Here is a 17,569-nt window from a genome sequence, read left to right as displayed (position 1 = left end):
CGTATGTATTACGCCATTATCAGTGAAGATGTCGACAACAGCCTTCCGCTGCGCCAAACAGCAAGACCCGCGCATATTGAACGGCTGCAGACGCTAAAAAAGGAGGGTAGACTTCTGATAGCTGGGCCGCATCCGGCCATCGACACTTCAGACCCTGGCGATGCCGGGTTTTCAGGTAGCCTTGTAGTGGCGGAATTCGATTCCCTTGCAGCAGCTCAGAACTGGGCAGACAGCGATCCCTACATGGATGCCGGCGTTTACAGTAAAGTAACGGTTAAACCTTTTAAGGTGGTTCTACCCTGACGCTGCCGATACAGTTCGATGAGCTTTTTGTAATGACAGCTCGCTTGAACAAGCGCATATCTATGACAGAATTGCGGCTTTAGCACAAACGAGCTTTTTAAACTGAATACTTCGGGAACCTTGCCAGTGACGCTTTTTCGCCTTGCCATCAGTGCGCTTTTTATTTTCTCCTCCATAGCAGCTGTTCAGGCGAAAACCGTCTGGGTGGATGACCAACTTTACCTGCCGGTCCGCTCTGGCGCAGGTTCCCAGTACCGCATTATTGAAAATGCCGTCCCCAGCGGCACAGCTCTGGAAGTTATCGAAACGTCTGATTCCGGCTATACGCGAGTGCGCACCCCAAAAGGCAACGACGGTTGGGTTTCCAGCCAGTACCTGAGCGATACACCCATTGCAGCTGATAGACTGAAAACTGTTAGCCGGCAACTCGAACAGGCACAAACCGAGCTGTCTGCTGTTAAGGAAAAACTACAAGACGTATCCACCGAAAGAGACACCTTGAGTAACGCGGAGTCATCTCTTTCTGCCCGCTCCGAGGAGTTGCAGAAAGAACTTAGGCGCATCAAAAACATAGCTTCGGACTCGATAAATCTGGTAAACCGCAACCGTGAATTACTGGAAGAAAATCAAAAACTGCGCAATGATTTGGAAGTGCTGATAGCGGAGAATGAGCGGCTTGAGGCCAGCAATGACTCAGACATGATGCTTTTCGGTGGTATTTTGGTGTTTGGTGGTGTATTTCTAGCACTGGTGATTCCAATGCTCAAACCTACAAGAAAAACCGATAACTGGGCGTAAATGTTATGAAGGACTATTCGGAAAAACGTGATTTTCATCGAATGCAAGTTGAGTCAGAAATCGAAATCACGGATAGCAAAGGCAAAACCTTTTCAGGCATTTGCAAAGACCTAAGTGCTACGGGTATGCAGCTGCTTGTGAAGCAACCGGTAATGGTTGGGGAAGAGCTGAGTACAGTACTGCACCCGAGCAGTGATCAATTCCCCCCGCTGGAGACTGTCTGTGAGGTAATACGGTGCGAACCAGAAGGTGACGGCTTTTTGTTGGGAACCAACATCAGCGAAGTCACCCGCTAGTTTCTTGCCTTAACAGGATTTAAAAAAGCTAGACCAGAGGCTTTTCTGACACCAAAATCCCGTTATTATCAGCGTATACATAATGACCCGGGCGGAAGGTCACGCCGTGGAAGGTTACCGGCACGTCCAAATCACCTAGACCACGCTTTTCGCTTTTTCGGGGGTAGGTAGCCAGCGCCTGAACCCCAAGATCTGTTTTCCCGATTTCGTCAACGTCCCGCACGCAGCCGTATATGATCAAGCCCGCCCAACCGTTGCTGGCAGCTTTCTCGGCCAGCATGTCGCCCAATAGCGCGTGGCGCATTGAACCGCCTCCGTCCACCACCATTACGCGACCCTTTCCCGGCAAACCGACCTGTTCCTTCACCACCGAGTTGTCTTCAAAGCACTTTACGGTGACGATTTCGCCACCGAAAGCTTTTATCCCGCCGTAGTTATTGAATCCGGGCGCAGCCACCTCAACTTCCGGGAACTCGTCACACAGATCCGGGGTAATAATTGTTGCCACCTTATCGCTCTCCTTATGTGCAGAAGTAAACTCAGTCGATTTTTTCGTCAGCCAAAAAGAACCAGGTATCCAGAACCGAATCCGGGTTGAGCGATACGGTATCAATACCCTGATCCATCAACCATTTTGCAAGATCCGGATGATCAGACGGCCCCTGACCGCAAATGCCAATGTATTTACCCGCCTTTTTACACGCCTGAATAGCGTTGGATAGAAGGATTTTGACGGCCTCATCGCGCTCGTCGAACAAGTGCGCAATGATGCCGGAATCGCGGTCGAGCCCAAGAGTTAGCTGGGTCAGATCGTTGGAGCCGATGGAGAATCCATCAAAGTGCTCTAAGAACTTCTCCGCCAGCAAAGCGTTGCCTGGCAACTCGCACATCATGATCACACGTAGGCCATTCTCGCCACGCTTGAGACCATTCTCGGCTAGTAAATTGACCACCTGCTCTGCTTCGCCCACGGTGCGTACAAAGGGCACCATAATCTCAACGTTGGTCAGGCCCATGTCATTGCGCACACGTTTGAGGGCACGACACTCAAGCTCGAAACAATCACGGAAGGTTTCAGAGATATAGCGAGAGGCTCCACGGAAGCCCAGCATCGGGTTTTCTTCATCCGGCTCGTATAGGGTGCCACCAATCAGGTTGGCGTACTCGTTGGACTTGAAGTCAGACAAACGCACGATAACCTTCTTCGGCGAAAATGCGGCTGCCAGAGTGGAAATCCCTTCAACCAGTTTGTCTACGTAGAAATCAACCGGTGAGCTATAGCCAGAGATGCGTTTTTCTACCGTTTGCTTGATGTCGCGGGGCAGACCCTCGAAATTCAGAAGCGCCTTCGGGTGCACACCAATCATGCGGTTAATAATAAACTCAAGCCGTGCCAAGCCAACACCTTCGTTGGGCAGCGACTGGAAATCAAAGGCGCGATCCGGGTTACCCACGTTCATCATAATCTTGAACGGAATATTGGGCATGGAGTCTACGGTGTTTTCGCGCAGTTCAAAGTCCAGCGCACCCTCGTAAATCAAGCCGGTGTCACCTTCAGCACAGGACACAGTAACTTCTTGGCCGTCGTTCAATATCTCCGTTGCATCGCCACAGCCTACAACCGCTGGGATTCCAAGTTCCCGGGCAATGATCGCTGCGTGACAGGTACGACCACCTCTATCGGTGATGATCGCGGATGCACGCTTCATAACAGGTTCCCAATCCGGATCTGTCATGTCAGTTACCAGCACATCACCATCTTGTACGCGGTCCATTTCCTTAATGCTGGTGATGATTTTGACCGGGCCTGCACCAATTTTATGACCAATACTGCGGCCTTCCACCAGCACTGTGCCGGTTTCATTGAGTAGATAGCGCTCCATAACATTGGCGGACGCCCGGCTCTTAACCGTTTCCGGACGGGCCTGCACGATGTAGATTTTGCCATCGTCGCCATCTTTGGCCCACTCGATGTCCATGGGCCTCTGGTAGTGCTTCTCGATGATCATGGCTTGCTTGGCAAGCTCTTCCACTTCTGCATCGGAAATACAGAACCGACCGCGTTCTTCCGGGTCTACCTTAACGGTCTCCACTAGCTGGCCGGTGCTCGGCTCCGAGTGGTAAATCATTTTGATGGCTTTGCTACCCAGATTACGACGCAACACAGCAGGACGGCCCGCCGCTAGGGTCGGCTTATGGACATAGAATTCATCCGGGTTAACTGCTCCCTGAACCACTGTTTCACCAAGGCCATAGGAGCCAGTGATAAACACAACATCACGGAAACCTGATTCCGTATCCAGCGTGAACATGACACCGCTGGAAGCGGTTTCACTGCGCACCATTTTTTGGATGCCGGCAGACAAAGCCACAAGCTTGTGATCGAAACCGTGGTGAACACGGTAAGAAATGGCGCGGTCATTAAACAGGGAGGCAAAAACCTCTTTCACCGAGGTGCGTACCTGCTCAAGCCCAACCACATTCAGGAAGGTTTCCTGCTGACCTGCGAAGGACGCATCTGGTAGATCTTCGGCGGTTGCGGAGGAGCGCACAGCCACGGCCATTTTATCGTTGCCGTTGAGCATTTGGCTGTAAGCCTTTTTAAGAGCGTCTTCCAGCGCATCCGGGAAGGGTGTATCGATAATCCACTGACGTATTTTGGCGCCAACGCGGGCAAGCTCGTTCACGTCGTTAATATCGAGACTGTCGAGGAGGTTATCGATTTTATCCTTTAGGCCATCTTTGGCCAGAAACTCACGGTAAGCATGGGCGGTGGTAGCGAAGCCACCGGGAACGGTCACACCAGCGTTGGCGAGATTACTGATCATTTCACCGAGGGAGGCGTTTTTTCCGCCTACCCGGTCAACATCGGACATTCCCAGATGATCAAACCAGATTATGTAATCTTCCAAAGCGTGTCTCCCTCTAATCTGTATGGCAAAGAATAAAACCGGGCGAGTGGTATCAAGTATTAAAAGCGGACAACAACCACTGCGGAGTCTCGAACTTGGCGTGTATGATACTGTAACCTTCGGAATTTACCTAGGGAGGCTCCGAGAAAGTACACTCTACTTTCCCGTGCTGGCCTGACAAATGCGCCATGAAATTCGCCCCATACGGAACCGGAAAACCATCATGAAACGTACAGCCTTCTTTATTTCCGACGGCACCGGCCTTACCGCCGAGGCTCTTGGGCACAGCCTTCTAGCCCAGTTCGAAAAAATCGAATTCGAGAGAGTTACCGTACCCTATATTGACGATGTTGAAAAAGCCCGAAATATGGTCAAACGCATAAACAGTGCGGCTGAATCTGATGGCGCCCGTCCTCTGGTATTCGACACCATAGTGGACAGCACGATTCGGGAAGTCATTTCAGATGCGCAAGGTTTCATGGTTGATATCTTCGGAACGTTTCTTAGCCCCCTTGAGCAAGAACTGGAGTCGTCTTCGTCATATTCTGTTGGCAAATCCCACGCTATCAACAACGAAGGCGTATACGAACGGCGCATACACGCAGTGAACTTTGCATTGGATAACGATGATGGCGCACGCACACGACACTATGATGAAGCAGACCTGATTCTGGTGGGCGCGTCCCGTAGCGGTAAAACCCCCACTTGCCTGTACTTGGCGCTTCAATATGGCGTAAAAGCAGCCAACTACCCGATTACCGAAGAAGACCTCCTGGACCAGCAAATGCCCAAAGCGCTTCGGCCCCACAAGGAAAAGATCTTCGGCCTGACAATCGAGCCCGAACGATTGGCTACCATCCGCAACGAACGGCGGCCCAATTCACGCTATTCATCCATTCAGCAGTGCATGCACGAGATCGAAGAAATAGAGCTGATGTACCGGAGGGAGCGCATTCCGTTTCTAAATACCACAGCGTATTCTGTTGAAGAAATTTCAACACGCATCATGGTTTCAACGGGCTTAAAACGGAACCGCTAAAGTGTAACCAGCTGAACATGCAGGCAGGCCCTTACCGGCCCGCCTGCACCGCAATTTACAACTCCTGAACAGCCAGACCTAGCCCTTCAACCAGAGCACGATTTTCCGGCCCGGTTACCACAGCTGTGCTCGCCTTTTCAGGCACAAGCCAAGCTGCTGCCACTCGCTTGAGATCATCAAGCGTCACTGACAACACCCGCTCACGGAAGCGCGCACGCTGCTCAGCACTGCGCCCAAACAACTTGTTGTGGAAAGCATGGCGTGCGGCACCAGCAGGCGACCGTGGCCGATCCAGCTGGCCGATTACACCCAGAATAGACTCTTCCAGCTCTTGATATTCATGCTCCGTTTCCTGAAGCCACACCAGCGCCTTGTCGAAATCATCGAGGGTGTCAGCCAAGCGTGGATCACGATAGGAGAAAAAGCGGAAATTGCCATTCACACTATCCTGAGACGCCCCGCCGCCATAAGCGCCGCCCTTCTCCCGAATTGCCCTATGCAAATAGCCATTGCGCAAAAAACCACCAAGTACGGTGAGTGCAGCCGCATCCGGGTGATCAACGGGAACCGTACTGTAGGCTCGCGCACAAAAATTTACCTGAGTGGAGGTAAGCCATGCTTCACGGGTTACAAAGCTCACCGGCTCCATTGTCCAACGGGATGATTCCGCGCCTGCATCGCCTTGCCAGGATGATTTGAGGTCGTCGATTAATGCTGGAAGCTGCTCCTCTTCGCCGATAACCAGAAACTCGCGAGCCTGCTGACGAATCCTGTCGTGCAGATTTGCCAGTTTCTGGCAAAAGCCTTCAAGCGCCGCCGGGTCTTTCAGGGCCTGATCCAGCTCTTTGGTGCCACGAATTCCGGCCAGACCGCCCAGACGGAAAGATAGCCAAGCCCCCGGGCTCGAGCCCTGAGCCGCTGCGCCCATGGCCAGAGCGTGTCCGCTACCTGTTACCGCCTGCTCCCTGCGGGCTCGAATTTGGGAAATGATTTCGCGAATGCGATCGTGTTCGTCGAAACGCGCACTGGTATAAACGTCACGAAGCAACTTCGTCAGAGCCGTTCGGTTACGGGCTAGAGCCTTGCCGCTGAAGATCATATAGCCAGACAGGTTCTGAACATCGTCAATACGGCCCTTGGCGGTAAAAGAGGCACCGATGCCGCCGGATTCTGCCGAGATCCGATCCTGCATCTGTAGATAATCCAAGCCACCGCAGCCAACTTCGGAGATCAGTGCGCCGTAATACGGCAAGAGCAAAAGTTCATCTTCAGTCAAGTCCGGCAGGGGCAGCACCACCTGCTCATAAATCAGCCCGTTGGTTCCGCGAGCATAGACCGTGGCAGAAATGTCGCCGTCAAAGCGGGCCTCCGGTTCTGGCATTTGCAATGGAACGTCAGTCAAATCCACCTTTGGCAAGATGGAATCGTCATCCTTGCGCATCTGGCGCTCTTCCAAGGCTTTCGCACGCTCGACAATGTGAGAGACTTCTTCGCTTGTGAGCTCAGCTTTGCGTTTCGCAAGAGCTTCCCGAATAGCCTGCTGGCGTCGTGCGTCCAACTTGTCATCCGGGCGCAGAGTGAGCGTAACCCGGTGTGGGTTATCCAGCAATTTGCGGCGAATCAGATTCGGAATGTATTGCGGATCACGAATTTTTTCGCGCAGAGACGCAAGAACCGGCTCTAAATCCAGAAGTTCAACCGGATCCCCACCATGGACCATGGGAGCTATGGCACTCATGATCAGTTGCAGGCCATAAGGGAAGCTGTCCCCGGCGATTTCCCGCTGATGCAGTTCAAGCTGGTGAAGGATAGCTTCCAAGCGCTCTTCACTGACACCTTCTTCAACCACTTTCTGAAGCGTGCCCTCAATCAGTGCCTCAAGATCTCTCTGCTTCTCCGCCTCACTCCCTTCAATGCCACAAACAAACGTCATTTCCCGGTTGGAGTCTTCCAGCCCACACATGGGCGAAGGCGCCTGACCAATATCGGTTGTCTCCAGCGCGCGCATTAAAGGTGATGCACTGTTTTCCAGCAGAACAGACGACAACAATTGGCCTTCCAGATTCTCTTGCAGGTCAAAACTATGGCCCAGCAGCCAACCCATAACAATGTGGGTTTTACCGGCAGTATCTTCACCCTCGTTCACGCCATAGCCCTGCTCCACACGCACGGGCGCAAACATGCGCTTTTCATCGCGTACGGGCAGTTCAATGTCCAGTTTGTCGAAGCGCTTGAGAGCCAACTCTTCAAACCGCTCGTGATGTTCGCGGGCTGGAATATTGCCGTAAGTGGCGAAAATGGCGTTACTTGGGTGGTAATGGTGCTTATAGAACCGAATAAGGTCGTCATAGCTCAAATCAACAATATGATCCGGCTCTCCGCCACTGTTGTAGTGGTAGGTTGTCGTCGGGAACAGGTGGCTGCTCAGATTCTGCCAAAGTTGAGAGGTTGCCGAACTCATGGCGCCTTTCATTTCGTTGTAAACAACGCCCTTGTATACCAGATCTGTGCTTGGATCATCCGGCTTCTCAAACTCCAGCCGATGCCCTTCCTGAGCGAAGTCTAGCGGGTCTAGTTTGGAGAAAAACACCGAATCCAGATAAACCGATAACAGATTATCAAAATCCTTTCGATTCATGCTGGCAAAGGGGTAAGCCGTCCAGTCGCTGCTCGTAAACGCATTCATAAAGGTGTTCAAAGAGCGGCGGATCATCATAAAAAAAGGATCGCGAACCGGGTAACGCTCACTACCACACAGCGCCGTATGTTCAAGAATATGGGCAACGCCGGTAGAATCCATAGGGAAGGTTCTCAGCGCCACAAAAAACACGTTTTCATCGTTATCCGCCGCGAGGTGGAGATGGCGGGCACCGGTTTTTCTATGGCGATACTCTTCTACGTTAAGATTAAGCGTATCAATCCGGTGACTGCGAAGCTTCTCAAAAGCCGGATGGGTTGCGTTATCGATCACTGCAGCCATTCAAACTATCCTATCTTTAAATAATTGGAGAATGACAGGGTAACACGTACTATCAGTTATCCTGTATCCGTCACCCCAGCGATAAAGGCATCTAACAGGAATATGAGCACATCGTCAGGCCCAGCAAATGCCAATCAGGCTCCCGAAGTCGCCGCCTACTGGGCAGAGCGCCGCCGGTATCTTGAACGCATCCGGAAATCCCCCGAGGTGCGGCAGCGCTTCTGGCGGGAAGTAGCTATCTATTTTGCGCGCCGCCTACTTTGGTCTTTCGGGTTCTTTCCAATCTTCATGGCTTTTTGGGTGCCTTTGGTGCTGTCCAGTTTCAACCCTGTTGTGTTGGCTTCCGATTTGATCCCCCTGCTTCAGGATTTTGTAAGCGCCAACCCAGAGGTTCAAGCCACAACACTTAGCACCGTGGCCATTGCTTGGGTGTCGGTCGGCTTTTTCTTTCTGATTTTTGATTTTGTTCTTACACCGTTCAGGTCGCCTTACGAATATGAAGCCGACGTCTACATGAGGGCGTGGGAGCAGCTTAATCATGAACAACTTCCGGACAAAGTGTGATTTGGCCAGCATTCTCGCCAACTTCAAGCACTTTCAGTTACATATCTCCGCTCTCGCTGGGTAAGATGAATCTGCTACCGAATTCGTAGATTGCAGGATTAAGAGGTTCCGCCATGGTCGATTTCAGACCACTTTTGTTTTTGAATGCTCTGGCTCTTATGCTTCTGGTAACCGCCGGTTTCGCTGCTGTTCGTAGCGACCTGCCAGCCACAGACGTTACCCAGAAAACTGCGCAACAAGCCCCGGCCACTCAAGAGTCTGAGCCTGTGGAGCAAGACATAACGCCGGAAGTCGTTAGCGCACCCGTTGAGGCAGACAACCCAGAACCCGTTGCGAAAGCGCCAAAGCCTACGCCAAACATTGAAACAATTATTGAGACATCTGAACCCGCACCTGAAACTGAAATAGTTGCAGAGGCTCCAGAGGAAGTTGAGGCTCCGCCCGCTCAACCGCCCGTTAACGCGGAACCTTTTAGTATTCCCGAACTCCCGGAAGAAACTCTGGTGGTGGCATCAGTAGAGCCGCCAGAGGCTATGGCTGCCGAAACCACAGGCACTGCCAAGGCCGAAGCTAAGCCAAAACCTGAGCCACCCCCGAAAACAGGCTCTCTTACCCTGCGTTCGAATGTGGAGGGAGATCAGGTTGAAATTAACGGCAAGAACTACGGCGCAACACGCTTGGATCTGGAACTGGCACCCGGCAATTACGACATAACAATCAGCAAAGACGGCTTCAAGCCCTGGCAACAAAGTGTTGCTCTTGATGCTGGGAACGAACTAACTCTGGTAGGTAAGCTCGAAGCCTATACCACCGTCAATTTCCAAAACGGCAATTGGAGAGGCGGCGTAAAAACCGGTGACGGAACCTACGAAGATAGCGATGGACTGAGATACGAAGGCCAGTTCGTAGACGGCGCTTTTCACGGAACGGGCACCGCCTGGTACCCGGACGGCAGCCGTTACGAGGGTGACTGGGAGAATGGCAAGCGCGCCGGCGAAGGTGTGTGGCGCGATGCAGATGGCTCGCGCTATACCGGCCAATTCAAAGACGATGCTTTTTTTGGTCAAGGCACTCTCACGCTTGCCAATGGTGATATCCTAACTGGAGAGTGGGCTCAGGGGCGGCTTAACGGCCACGGCTCGCTGGCAACCGCTGACGGCATGCTTTACGTGGGCGGCTTTCGCAACAGTGATTTTCATGGGCGAGGGACTCTAACCTACCCGGATGGCCGCCACTATGAGGGCAGCTTTTCCAACGGAGCTTTCCACGGCCGCGGCTCGGAAGTTTTCGCCAACGGCAAGAAATACGAAGGCGAGTATGTAGACGGCAAGTTCCACGGAAACGGCTTGTTGCGCAACCCGAATGGCAGCTCCATCGAGGCGACTTTTCGCTACGGTGAACCCTACGGCCAGGTTCGCCTGACCACCGCGGCCGGTGAAATTTTCACAGCCCGCACGACAGAGCCCGGCGTTTGTTATCGGGACAAAAGCTACCGGGCAACACAGTGCCCGAAACTGGAAGGCTGGTAGTTTTAGTAATCAAACCAGCCCGATAACCAATGCGATTGATGTAACAGCTTGAGGTAGTAAGATGGCGATCAAGAATGCTCTTCTGGTGGACGACTCCAAGGTAGCCAGGTTTGCGCTGAGCAAACTGCTGGAAAGCCGCGACATGAACGTCAATATGGCGGGCTCTGCGGAAGAAGCCTTGGACTTCCTCAATAGCAACGAACATCCAGACGTCATCTTCATGGATCACCTGATGCCTGGAATGAACGGCGTAGAAGCTACCAAGGCCATTAAAAGCAATCCAGAAACTTCCAGCATACCCATCATTATGTGCACGTCCCAAAAATCGTCTTCATTCACCAAAGAAGCGAAGAATTTTGGGGTTTACAATATTCTGACTAAGCCAACACAGCCCGACGGACTCGGCTTGGTTCTGGAGCAGTTGGCAATTGATGTGAGCGAAGGCACGCTACCAACCGCGCCCCTTGTTGATTCCGAACCTGAAGCGGAAAATCTGTTCACGAGCATCCCGGAGGACGCCTCTCTGGAAATGCCATCAAATCAGGCAGAAAACGAAAAAACCCTCAGTGATAGCAACTCGGCTACTAGCGTCCCGCTAACCAGCGATTTAATCGAGCAAATTTCCCGATCTGCCGTGAAAACTCACGTAAACAATCGCCTCCACGAGCTGCTCAGCTCTTTATTTGATGAGCAATTCGACCACCTGAAGCGTGCCCTGGAAGAATCACGGAGCAAGCAGGAGGCCATGATTGAAGAACGCTTGGGCGCCATGAGCGGGGTAATAGAAGAGCGCACCCGAAACCTTCGCGACGATGTAGCAGCAGAAGTAAACCTCAACCTAGGCCGGGAACTTGCGAATCTGAAAAAGGAACTTTCCGGAAGCTCCGGCTTTACAAACGACCATTTGGCCGAGTTGAAGGATCACATTACCAGCGTACAAACAATCGACACCGAGTTTTGGCAAACCCTGCAATCGGAAGCAATTCAACAAGCCCACGAAATTTCCCGCGAGACTGCTGAAGATATTGCACAACGTACGATTGATTTGTTTGTATCACAGCAGCGTTCTGCCTCATCCAAGCTCTACACCGTTGGCCTTGCCGTAAGCCTTGGGGTGTTCAGTTTGGGAATCGCCTGGCTTGCTGGCTTGTTTGGTTGAGCAACTCGCGAACCCTCACCCAATCCTCCGGGGTGTCTATGTCATCATGGACACCCGGAATGATAAACCTAGTCGCCTTCGCCTCCATCAACAAACGACCAGCCCCTTGATCTCCCCCTAGCCCCAGCACCTGGGGCCATAACCAACGGGGCAGATACGCTGGCACCCCTGGTCGCCGCCCGTAATCAGCGGCAGCTGGCAATCTGGGAAAACCTCTCGCCGCTTCACCAAATGCCCGAAGTGCGTCTTCGTCTAGCAATGGTTGATCCGCAACCAAAACAAAGACACCTTTTACCTGAGGGCCAAGGCTTCGGATACCTGCCCCCAACGAAGCCGACATACCTTCGCGCCAGTCAGCCACAGGCACCCAACGAGACGGCTGCACACGGCAACAAAACCGTATCAATGGATACCAAGCACCACAAACAACGCGCACATCTCGGCTAAGCACCCTGCCCTGACCAATGGCACAATCCAGCAGAGTTTGACTTCCACCAACATGGCCATTCAGACTTAACAAAGCTTTAGGGCGCCCAAACCGGCTGGAAGCACCGGCAGCAAGAATAAGTGCCGGAAACTCCTGATCGATGTCATGGCTAGAGGCCGCTATGATGTCTCTCCTGATATAAAGATGAAAACGAAAAGAGTGGCAGGAAATGGCTTGTGCTAGTGTCACAAGACACTCGCCCATGGATTTTTGCTAGAATCCACCCATCATTCAACCCTACCCGCCCGGAAATTTAATGAACCACCTGTTTGTAGACAACCTCACTGTTATTGATTTCGCTTACCTGGATCCTACCCGTGGATTAGTCGGGGAAAGCTGGATTGCAGACGTGGTGCTAGGAGGCGAGCTTGATGATCAGGGTATGGTATTCGATTTCAGCAATGTGAAGCGCACCATAAAGCGCATCATCGACGAGCGTGTGGATCACCGGCTAGTCATACCCCGAGGCTACGAGGGCCTATCCTGGAATCAGGACACGCCTGACACCTTCACTTGGACTTTGACTGACGGAAGCCATATTGTGCACCGGTCGCCGGATGAAGCCGTTGTATGGCTTTCCGCTGAGCGAGTCATACCCTCTGCCGTTGCAGCCTTGCTTGAACGTGAGTTAATGGCAGTGTTGCCTGCGAATGTGACATCGGTGGAGATTAACCTTCGAGAAGACATCATAGAAGGCGCTTACTACCATTATGTTCACGGCCTTAAAAAACACTTGGGCAACTGTCAACGCATAGCCCACGGCCACCGCTCACCCATCCGCATTGACCGTAACGGCAAACGCGATGAAGAGCTGGAGCATTCTTGGGCAAAGCTATGGGAAGACATCTACGTCGGTTCTGAAGAGGATGTAGTGCGACGCTATGTTGAAGAAGATGGGACGGCTTACATAACCTTTGAGTACGAGGCCAATCAAGGCGAGTTTGCGCTTACCCTGCCTGAGAAACGAGTTTACATGATGAGCACTGACACCACAGTCGAATTAATCGCTGCGCACATCGCCAACCAACTGAAATCAGAATTTCCATCGGACACGATTTTAATCAAAGCCTACGAAGGCGTAGGTAAAGGCGCCATAGCCTCTCGCTGAAGCAGAAAATCAGGAAAGCAGGCTACGCCAAAGCCAAGTGAGCAGGGTGCCGCCGCCCAAAACTGTGTGTTGCCATGGATGGCAACACCAAGCCCCCACGGACGGGTTCACGGCGTGTTTTGGGTGGCGGCACCCTGCTCACGCTCTCTGGCAATTACTCGATAATCATTCAGACACAAAAAAACCGCCCGAAGGCGGTTTTTTTGATGGCTATCCGGTGGACTAAACCGTCAAGCCGTATTGGCGTCCCCTAGGGGGTTCGAACCCCTGTTGCCGCCGTGAAAGGGCGGAGTCCTAGGCCACTAGACGAAGGGGACTAGAAATTGGTGGAGCCAGACGGGATCGAACCGTCGACCTCAACACTGCCAGTGTTGCGCTCTCCCAGCTGAGCTATGGCCCCCAACGGCTGCGTATATTAAGGATCCGCCCTATGGGCGTCAACCTTTTGCCTCACTTTTTTTCGGTTTTCTGAGCTTCCCTGCCCATACCGCTTACTTCTTCACCAAAGTGATCATTATGTACCCAGTGCGGCGTACTCTTTTTCCACCTTTTTGGTTTCCTTCTTGGAGAAGCCTCCCAGTACTTCCAAAGCCTGACGCAAACGGGCACGGGTCATATCCGGGCCGAGCATTTCCATGGAATCCATAACCGACCAAGAGTTTGGCGTACCAGCGATGGCCACAAATACAGAGAACATAAAGTCACCCATTTTCAGGTCCATGGCTTTGGCCAAAAACTTGATATCGGCGAAAATAGTTTCCTTGCTCCAATGACGCTGCGCTTCGAGTTTCCACAAGGTGAACTGGAGCACACGTTTAATCTGACCTTCTTCCAGCTTATTATGCGCAAAGTCTTCCGGCTTCAAACCAAGCATGCCAGAGAACATGAACTGAGCCATGGGTGCTACGTCGGAGAATACATCTGCCCTGCCCTTGATATGGGGCACCAGCGCCTTAAGAGCGTCTTTATTGAACCACCACTGACTCATACGCTCGACAAACTGGTCTTCTGTCAGTTCATCCCGCAACCATTGGCCGTTAAGCCAGCGCAGCTTCTCCACATCAAAAACAGGGCCGCCAAGAGACACACGCTGAATGTCAAAGTTCTCGATCATTTCATCCAGAGTGAACTTTTCACGTTCATCGGGCATAGACCAACCCATACGGCCAAGATAGTTGGTTACGGCTTCCGGCAAAAAGCCCATGCGCTCGTAAAAATTAATACTGGTTGGATTTTTGCGCTTCGACAGCTTGCTCTTATCAGGATTGCGCAACAGCGGTAGGTGGCATAGTACCGGCATATCCCAACCAAAATACTCGTACAGAAGCTTATGCTTGGGTGCAGAGTTGATCCACTCTTCGCCGCGCAGCACGTGGGTGATTTCCATCAAATGGTCGTCGACCACGTTGGCAAGATGGTAAGTCGGCATGCCATCGGATTTCAGCAATATCTGGCAATCCACCTGAGACCAGTCGATTTCAATGGTGCCCCGGAGCATGTCGTCAATTTCGCAAATGCCTTCATCAGGCACTTTCATACGAATCACGTAAGACTCACCCGCATCCAAGCGGCGCTTCACTTCTTCTTGGGAGAGCTCCAGATTTCCTTTGATGCCGGGGTTCAAGCCCTGCGCTTTGCGCTCCTCGCGGATAACATCCAACTCCTCTGGAGTACGGAAGCAATAGAATGCATGGCCCGCTGTCACCAAATCTTCGGCGTACTGGCCATAGGAATGCTTGCGTTCAGACTGCCGATACGGTCCATGGGGACCACCTACATCTGGGCCTTCATCCCAATTAAGACCAAGCCAACGCAGCGCCCCGAGAATATCCTGTTCGGATTCTGCGGTACTGCGGGCTTGGTCGGTATCTTCAATACGCAGGATGAATTGCCCGCCGTGCTGCCGGGCAAAACACAAGTTGAATAGAGCCACGTAAGCGGTACCAACGTGTGGATCACCGGTGGGTGATGGGGCAATTCGGGTACGTACAGTCATGAAACCTTCCTGTAATCGGTGGCCGTTTAGTTAACCCGGTATTATACCGGCCCGAGCGTTATTTCCCATGGGCACCACGCGTATCGTCATGCTAATTCTCTAAACCCACTTTAGGTTTTGCGATTACTCGCCCTTTAGGGTTATATTATAACATTGCAGCCAGTGACCAGGACTTAAATCAGTTATGCGTATTATCAACACAGCCCTTTCGTTAACCCTAGGCGCCATTGCCCTTCTGTATGGCGGCACCGTCGTTGCCGATACACGTGTGCTGGCCTCCATCAAGCCGCTGGAACTTCTGGTTCGCGCCATTGCGACCGAGGGCACGCAAACCACCACATTGGTACCTCCCGGCGCTAGTCCACACAACTACTCTATGGCGCCGTCCAAGCGCCGAGCGCTAGAAAACTCAGACGTAATCTTCTGGGTGGGCCCTGATATGGAAACGTTTTTAACCCGCCTTTTAACAGGCAGTGAGTTTGGCGAGCGCTCTGTTGCTTTCATAGACGAAAGCGCCAACACTGGCGCTAACGAAGATGTGAGCTCGATTCAGGATCACGAAGACACACACCATACTCACGAAGATCATGGGCACGACCACGGAGATGGAGAAGACCCGCACATCTGGGTAGACCCCCACATGGCGCTTACCATGGCAGAGACCATTCGGGATACTCTGGCGCGACTAGGCGGAGCAGACAAACAGGCTCTGGATCGCAATCTTAGCGCCTTTGAATCCTCGATTGCCGCGAAAGAAGTGGAAATTCGGGAGCAATTGGAGCCGATGCAAGATATCAGCCTATTCGCGTATCACAGTGCTTTCACTCGATTTGCCGAACACTACAACTTAAAGGTTGAAGGCGTGCTCACACTCAACCCGGAGCGCTCCCCGGGTGCCCGGCATATCGCAGAGGTTCAAGATAGCCTGCGCAGCGCGAACCACCCTTGCTTGCTGACAGAGCCACAATTCAACCGGCAATGGTGGCGCTCCATTACCGAAGGGCTTGATGTTACCTTCAGCACTTGGGACCCGTTGGCCACAGATATTGAGGCAACGGCAGACGGCTATGCGGCTTTCCAGCAAAGCATCGCCGACGCTGTGCTCAAATGCCTACCAGAGAATGCTCAGCATTAGAGGAATAGACACCATGGCCAGAAGCGTCTGGCCACTGATAATACCCGCCATCAACGGCGCGTCGCCGCCTAACTGCCTAGTGTTTCGTCCGGTTAATTCGCTGGCGCATGTTTGTTATAATAGGAATCGTCAAACAGCAATAAAAGGTTCCCATTGTGCCCAAACCCGCAGCGCCATTTAATCTGACTGTAAACGATCAATTGGAACTCGAAAGTTGGTGCCGAACCAATACGCTGAGCCAGCATCTGGCGCAACGCGCCAGGATACTTTTGTTACTGAATGAAGGTCAGACCCCAAAAGGAATCTCAGAGTCTCTTCAGGTTAGCACCCAAACGGTCTTCAAGTGGCGCAAACGCTACAGTGATCGAGGTCTTGAGGGGCTTCATGATGCGCCGCGACCTGGCCAGCCTCGAAAACTCGACGGTAAAACCGTCAAGAAAATTTTAGACGACACAGTCCATAAAGTTCCGAAAGAGGCCACACACTGGAGTATCAGTCTCATGGCAGAGCATGCCGGGGTAACGCGCTGGCAAGTGCACCAGATCTGGAAAGCAGCCGATTTGAAGCCGCACCGGCTCAGAACGTTCAAGATCAGCAACGATCCCCACTTCGCTGAAAAAGTGTGCGATGTTGTCGGGCTTTATATGAATCCTCCGGACAATGCACTGGTTCTGTCTGTTGACGAAAAAACCCAGATTCAGGCTCTTGACCGAACCCAGCCGAAATTACAGCTTCGCCCGGGACAAGTTGAGCGACAGACACATGATTACAAACGTCATGGCACAACCAGCCTGTACGCTGCATTCAATACGCTGACGGGTCAGGTGATCGGACGAATCACTCAGCGTCACCGAGCCAAGGAGTTTTTAGACTTCTTGCGACAGATCGACCGGGAAACTCCGAAGGGTCTGGATCTGCACTTGATCTTGGATAACAGCTCGACTCACAAGACGCCGGAAGTCAAAGCTTGGCTGGCCGAGCACCCTCGGTTCAAGCTGCACTTCACGCCCACGAGCGCTTCCTGGCTGAATGCGGTCGAGGGTTGGTTTGGCCAACTGGAACGACGAGCCCTATACCGCGGTATTTTCACCAGCGTCGGCGAATTAAAGTCTGCGATTAAAAAGTTCATCAAGGTTCACAACGAAAAACTGGCAAAGCCGTTCCGTTGGCATAAAAGCGCAGAATCGATTATGACGTCAGTGGCTCGGGCAAAGCTGAGTTTAATTGATAATAAATGAGCGAATTAACCGAACGTTACACTAG

Annotated in this window: 15 protein-coding genes, 2 tRNA genes and 1 pseudogene; 10 read left to right on the top strand and 8 right to left on the bottom strand. The window is 52.3% G+C overall.

The window, feature by feature from the left end; genetic code table 11:
- Positions 1-3 precede the first annotated feature (3 nt).
- The 3 genes from MWU62_RS11435 (at position 4) to MWU62_RS11425 (ending at position 1,397) form a co-directional block, all read left to right on the top strand.
- Positions 4-303, top strand: a complete 300-nt coding sequence (locus MWU62_RS11435) for a YciI family protein (RefSeq protein WP_247114992.1) — start codon at positions 4-6, stop codon at positions 301-303.
- 126 nt (positions 304-429) lie between these two features.
- On the top strand, positions 430-1,101 hold the full coding sequence (locus MWU62_RS11430) for a TIGR04211 family SH3 domain-containing protein (protein WP_247114991.1): 672 nt from the start codon (positions 430-432) through the stop codon (positions 1,099-1,101).
- 5 nt (positions 1,102-1,106) lie between these two features.
- Entirely contained in the window at positions 1,107-1,397 is a 291-nt protein-coding gene (locus MWU62_RS11425; RefSeq protein WP_247114990.1) for a PilZ domain-containing protein, read from the top strand.
- A 28-nt stretch (positions 1,398-1,425) separates the two neighbouring features.
- On the opposite strand, the gene rraA is transcribed toward MWU62_RS11425, so the two are convergent.
- The gene (rraA, locus tag MWU62_RS11420) at positions 1,426-1,905 is read right to left on the bottom strand and encodes a ribonuclease E activity regulator RraA (protein WP_200361430.1); all 480 of its coding nucleotides are present in this window, start codon (positions 1,903-1,905) and stop codon (positions 1,426-1,428) included.
- Between the two features lie 31 nt (positions 1,906-1,936).
- Positions 1,937-4,309 (bottom strand): phosphoenolpyruvate synthase, encoded by a 2,373-nt coding sequence (gene ppsA, locus MWU62_RS11415; protein ID WP_247114989.1) that lies wholly within the window; start codon positions 4,307-4,309, stop codon positions 1,937-1,939.
- Between the two features lie 223 nt (positions 4,310-4,532).
- Here ppsA and MWU62_RS11410 point away from each other — a divergent pair, with 223 nt between their 5' ends.
- Positions 4,533-5,348: a pyruvate, water dikinase regulatory protein gene (locus tag MWU62_RS11410; RefSeq protein ID WP_247114987.1), complete on the top strand. Its 816-nt coding sequence runs from the start codon at positions 4,533-4,535 to the stop codon at positions 5,346-5,348.
- Positions 5,349-5,403: 55 nt separating this feature from the next.
- Here MWU62_RS11410 and MWU62_RS11405 read toward each other — a convergent pair whose 3' ends face one another.
- Positions 5,404-8,328, bottom strand: coding sequence for an insulinase family protein (locus MWU62_RS11405; RefSeq protein ID WP_247114985.1), 2,925 nt, complete (start codon positions 8,326-8,328; stop codon positions 5,404-5,406).
- A 102-nt stretch (positions 8,329-8,430) separates the two neighbouring features.
- Between MWU62_RS11405 and MWU62_RS11400 the strand changes: the two genes are divergently transcribed.
- The 3 genes from MWU62_RS11400 to MWU62_RS11390 all read left to right on the top strand — a co-directional run bounded on the left by MWU62_RS11400 (position 8,431) and on the right by MWU62_RS11390 (position 11,580).
- The gene (locus MWU62_RS11400) at positions 8,431-8,892 is read left to right on the top strand and encodes a hypothetical protein (protein ID WP_200361438.1); all 462 of its coding nucleotides are present in this window, start codon (positions 8,431-8,433) and stop codon (positions 8,890-8,892) included.
- A gap of 113 nt (positions 8,893-9,005) precedes the next feature.
- Positions 9,006-10,421, top strand: coding sequence for a PEGA domain-containing protein (locus tag MWU62_RS11395; protein ID WP_247114984.1), 1,416 nt, complete (start codon positions 9,006-9,008; stop codon positions 10,419-10,421).
- 61 nt (positions 10,422-10,482) lie between these two features.
- The gene (locus MWU62_RS11390) at positions 10,483-11,580 is read left to right on the top strand and encodes a response regulator (protein WP_247114983.1); all 1,098 of its coding nucleotides are present in this window, start codon (positions 10,483-10,485) and stop codon (positions 11,578-11,580) included.
- Here MWU62_RS11390 and MWU62_RS11385 read toward each other — a convergent pair.
- Positions 11,540-12,256: a nucleotidyltransferase family protein gene (locus MWU62_RS11385; protein ID WP_247114981.1), complete on the bottom strand. Its 717-nt coding sequence runs from the start codon at positions 12,254-12,256 to the stop codon at positions 11,540-11,542. The two genes, MWU62_RS11390 and MWU62_RS11385, sit on opposite strands and share 41 nt — an antisense overlap.
- Before the next feature lie 67 nt (positions 12,257-12,323).
- Between MWU62_RS11385 and MWU62_RS11380 the strand changes: the two genes are divergently transcribed.
- Positions 12,324-13,175, top strand: coding sequence for a 6-carboxytetrahydropterin synthase (locus MWU62_RS11380; protein ID WP_247114980.1), 852 nt, complete (start codon positions 12,324-12,326; stop codon positions 13,173-13,175).
- A 241-nt stretch (positions 13,176-13,416) separates the two neighbouring features.
- Here MWU62_RS11380 and MWU62_RS11375 read toward each other — a convergent pair.
- From MWU62_RS11375 to gltX, 3 genes are all read right to left on the bottom strand, one after another.
- A tRNA-Glu gene (locus MWU62_RS11375) sits at positions 13,417-13,492 on the bottom strand.
- Between the two features lie 7 nt (positions 13,493-13,499).
- Positions 13,500-13,575: transfer RNA gene (locus MWU62_RS11370), tRNA-Ala, on the bottom strand.
- A gap of 114 nt (positions 13,576-13,689) precedes the next feature.
- The gene (gltX, locus tag MWU62_RS11365; protein WP_247114979.1) at positions 13,690-15,171 is read right to left on the bottom strand and encodes a glutamate--tRNA ligase; all 1,482 of its coding nucleotides are present in this window, start codon (positions 15,169-15,171) and stop codon (positions 13,690-13,692) included.
- Positions 15,172-15,355: 184 nt separating this feature from the next.
- Between gltX and MWU62_RS11360 the strand changes: the two genes are divergently transcribed.
- On the top strand, positions 15,356-16,306 hold the full coding sequence (locus MWU62_RS11360) for a zinc ABC transporter substrate-binding protein (protein ID WP_247114978.1): 951 nt from the start codon (positions 15,356-15,358) through the stop codon (positions 16,304-16,306).
- On the opposite strand, the pseudogene MWU62_RS11355 reads toward MWU62_RS11360, so the two are convergent.
- Positions 16,283-16,384 (bottom strand): annotated as a pseudogene (locus tag MWU62_RS11355) (AEC family transporter); the annotation flags it as partial. The gene MWU62_RS11360 and the pseudogene MWU62_RS11355 overlap by 24 nt on opposite strands.
- A gap of 77 nt (positions 16,385-16,461) precedes the next feature.
- Here MWU62_RS11355 and MWU62_RS11350 point away from each other — a divergent pair.
- The gene (locus MWU62_RS11350) at positions 16,462-17,544 is read left to right on the top strand and encodes an IS630 family transposase (protein WP_208006341.1); all 1,083 of its coding nucleotides are present in this window, start codon (positions 16,462-16,464) and stop codon (positions 17,542-17,544) included.
- Positions 17,545-17,569: the final 25 nt, after the last annotated feature.

It is taken from the genome of Marinobacter sp. S6332, assembly GCF_023016045.1.
Taxonomy (GTDB): Bacteria; Pseudomonadota; Gammaproteobacteria; order Pseudomonadales; family Oleiphilaceae; genus Marinobacter.
Note: the sequence above shows the minus strand (reverse complement) of the source record. Positions and strands in the feature narration are given on the sequence as shown.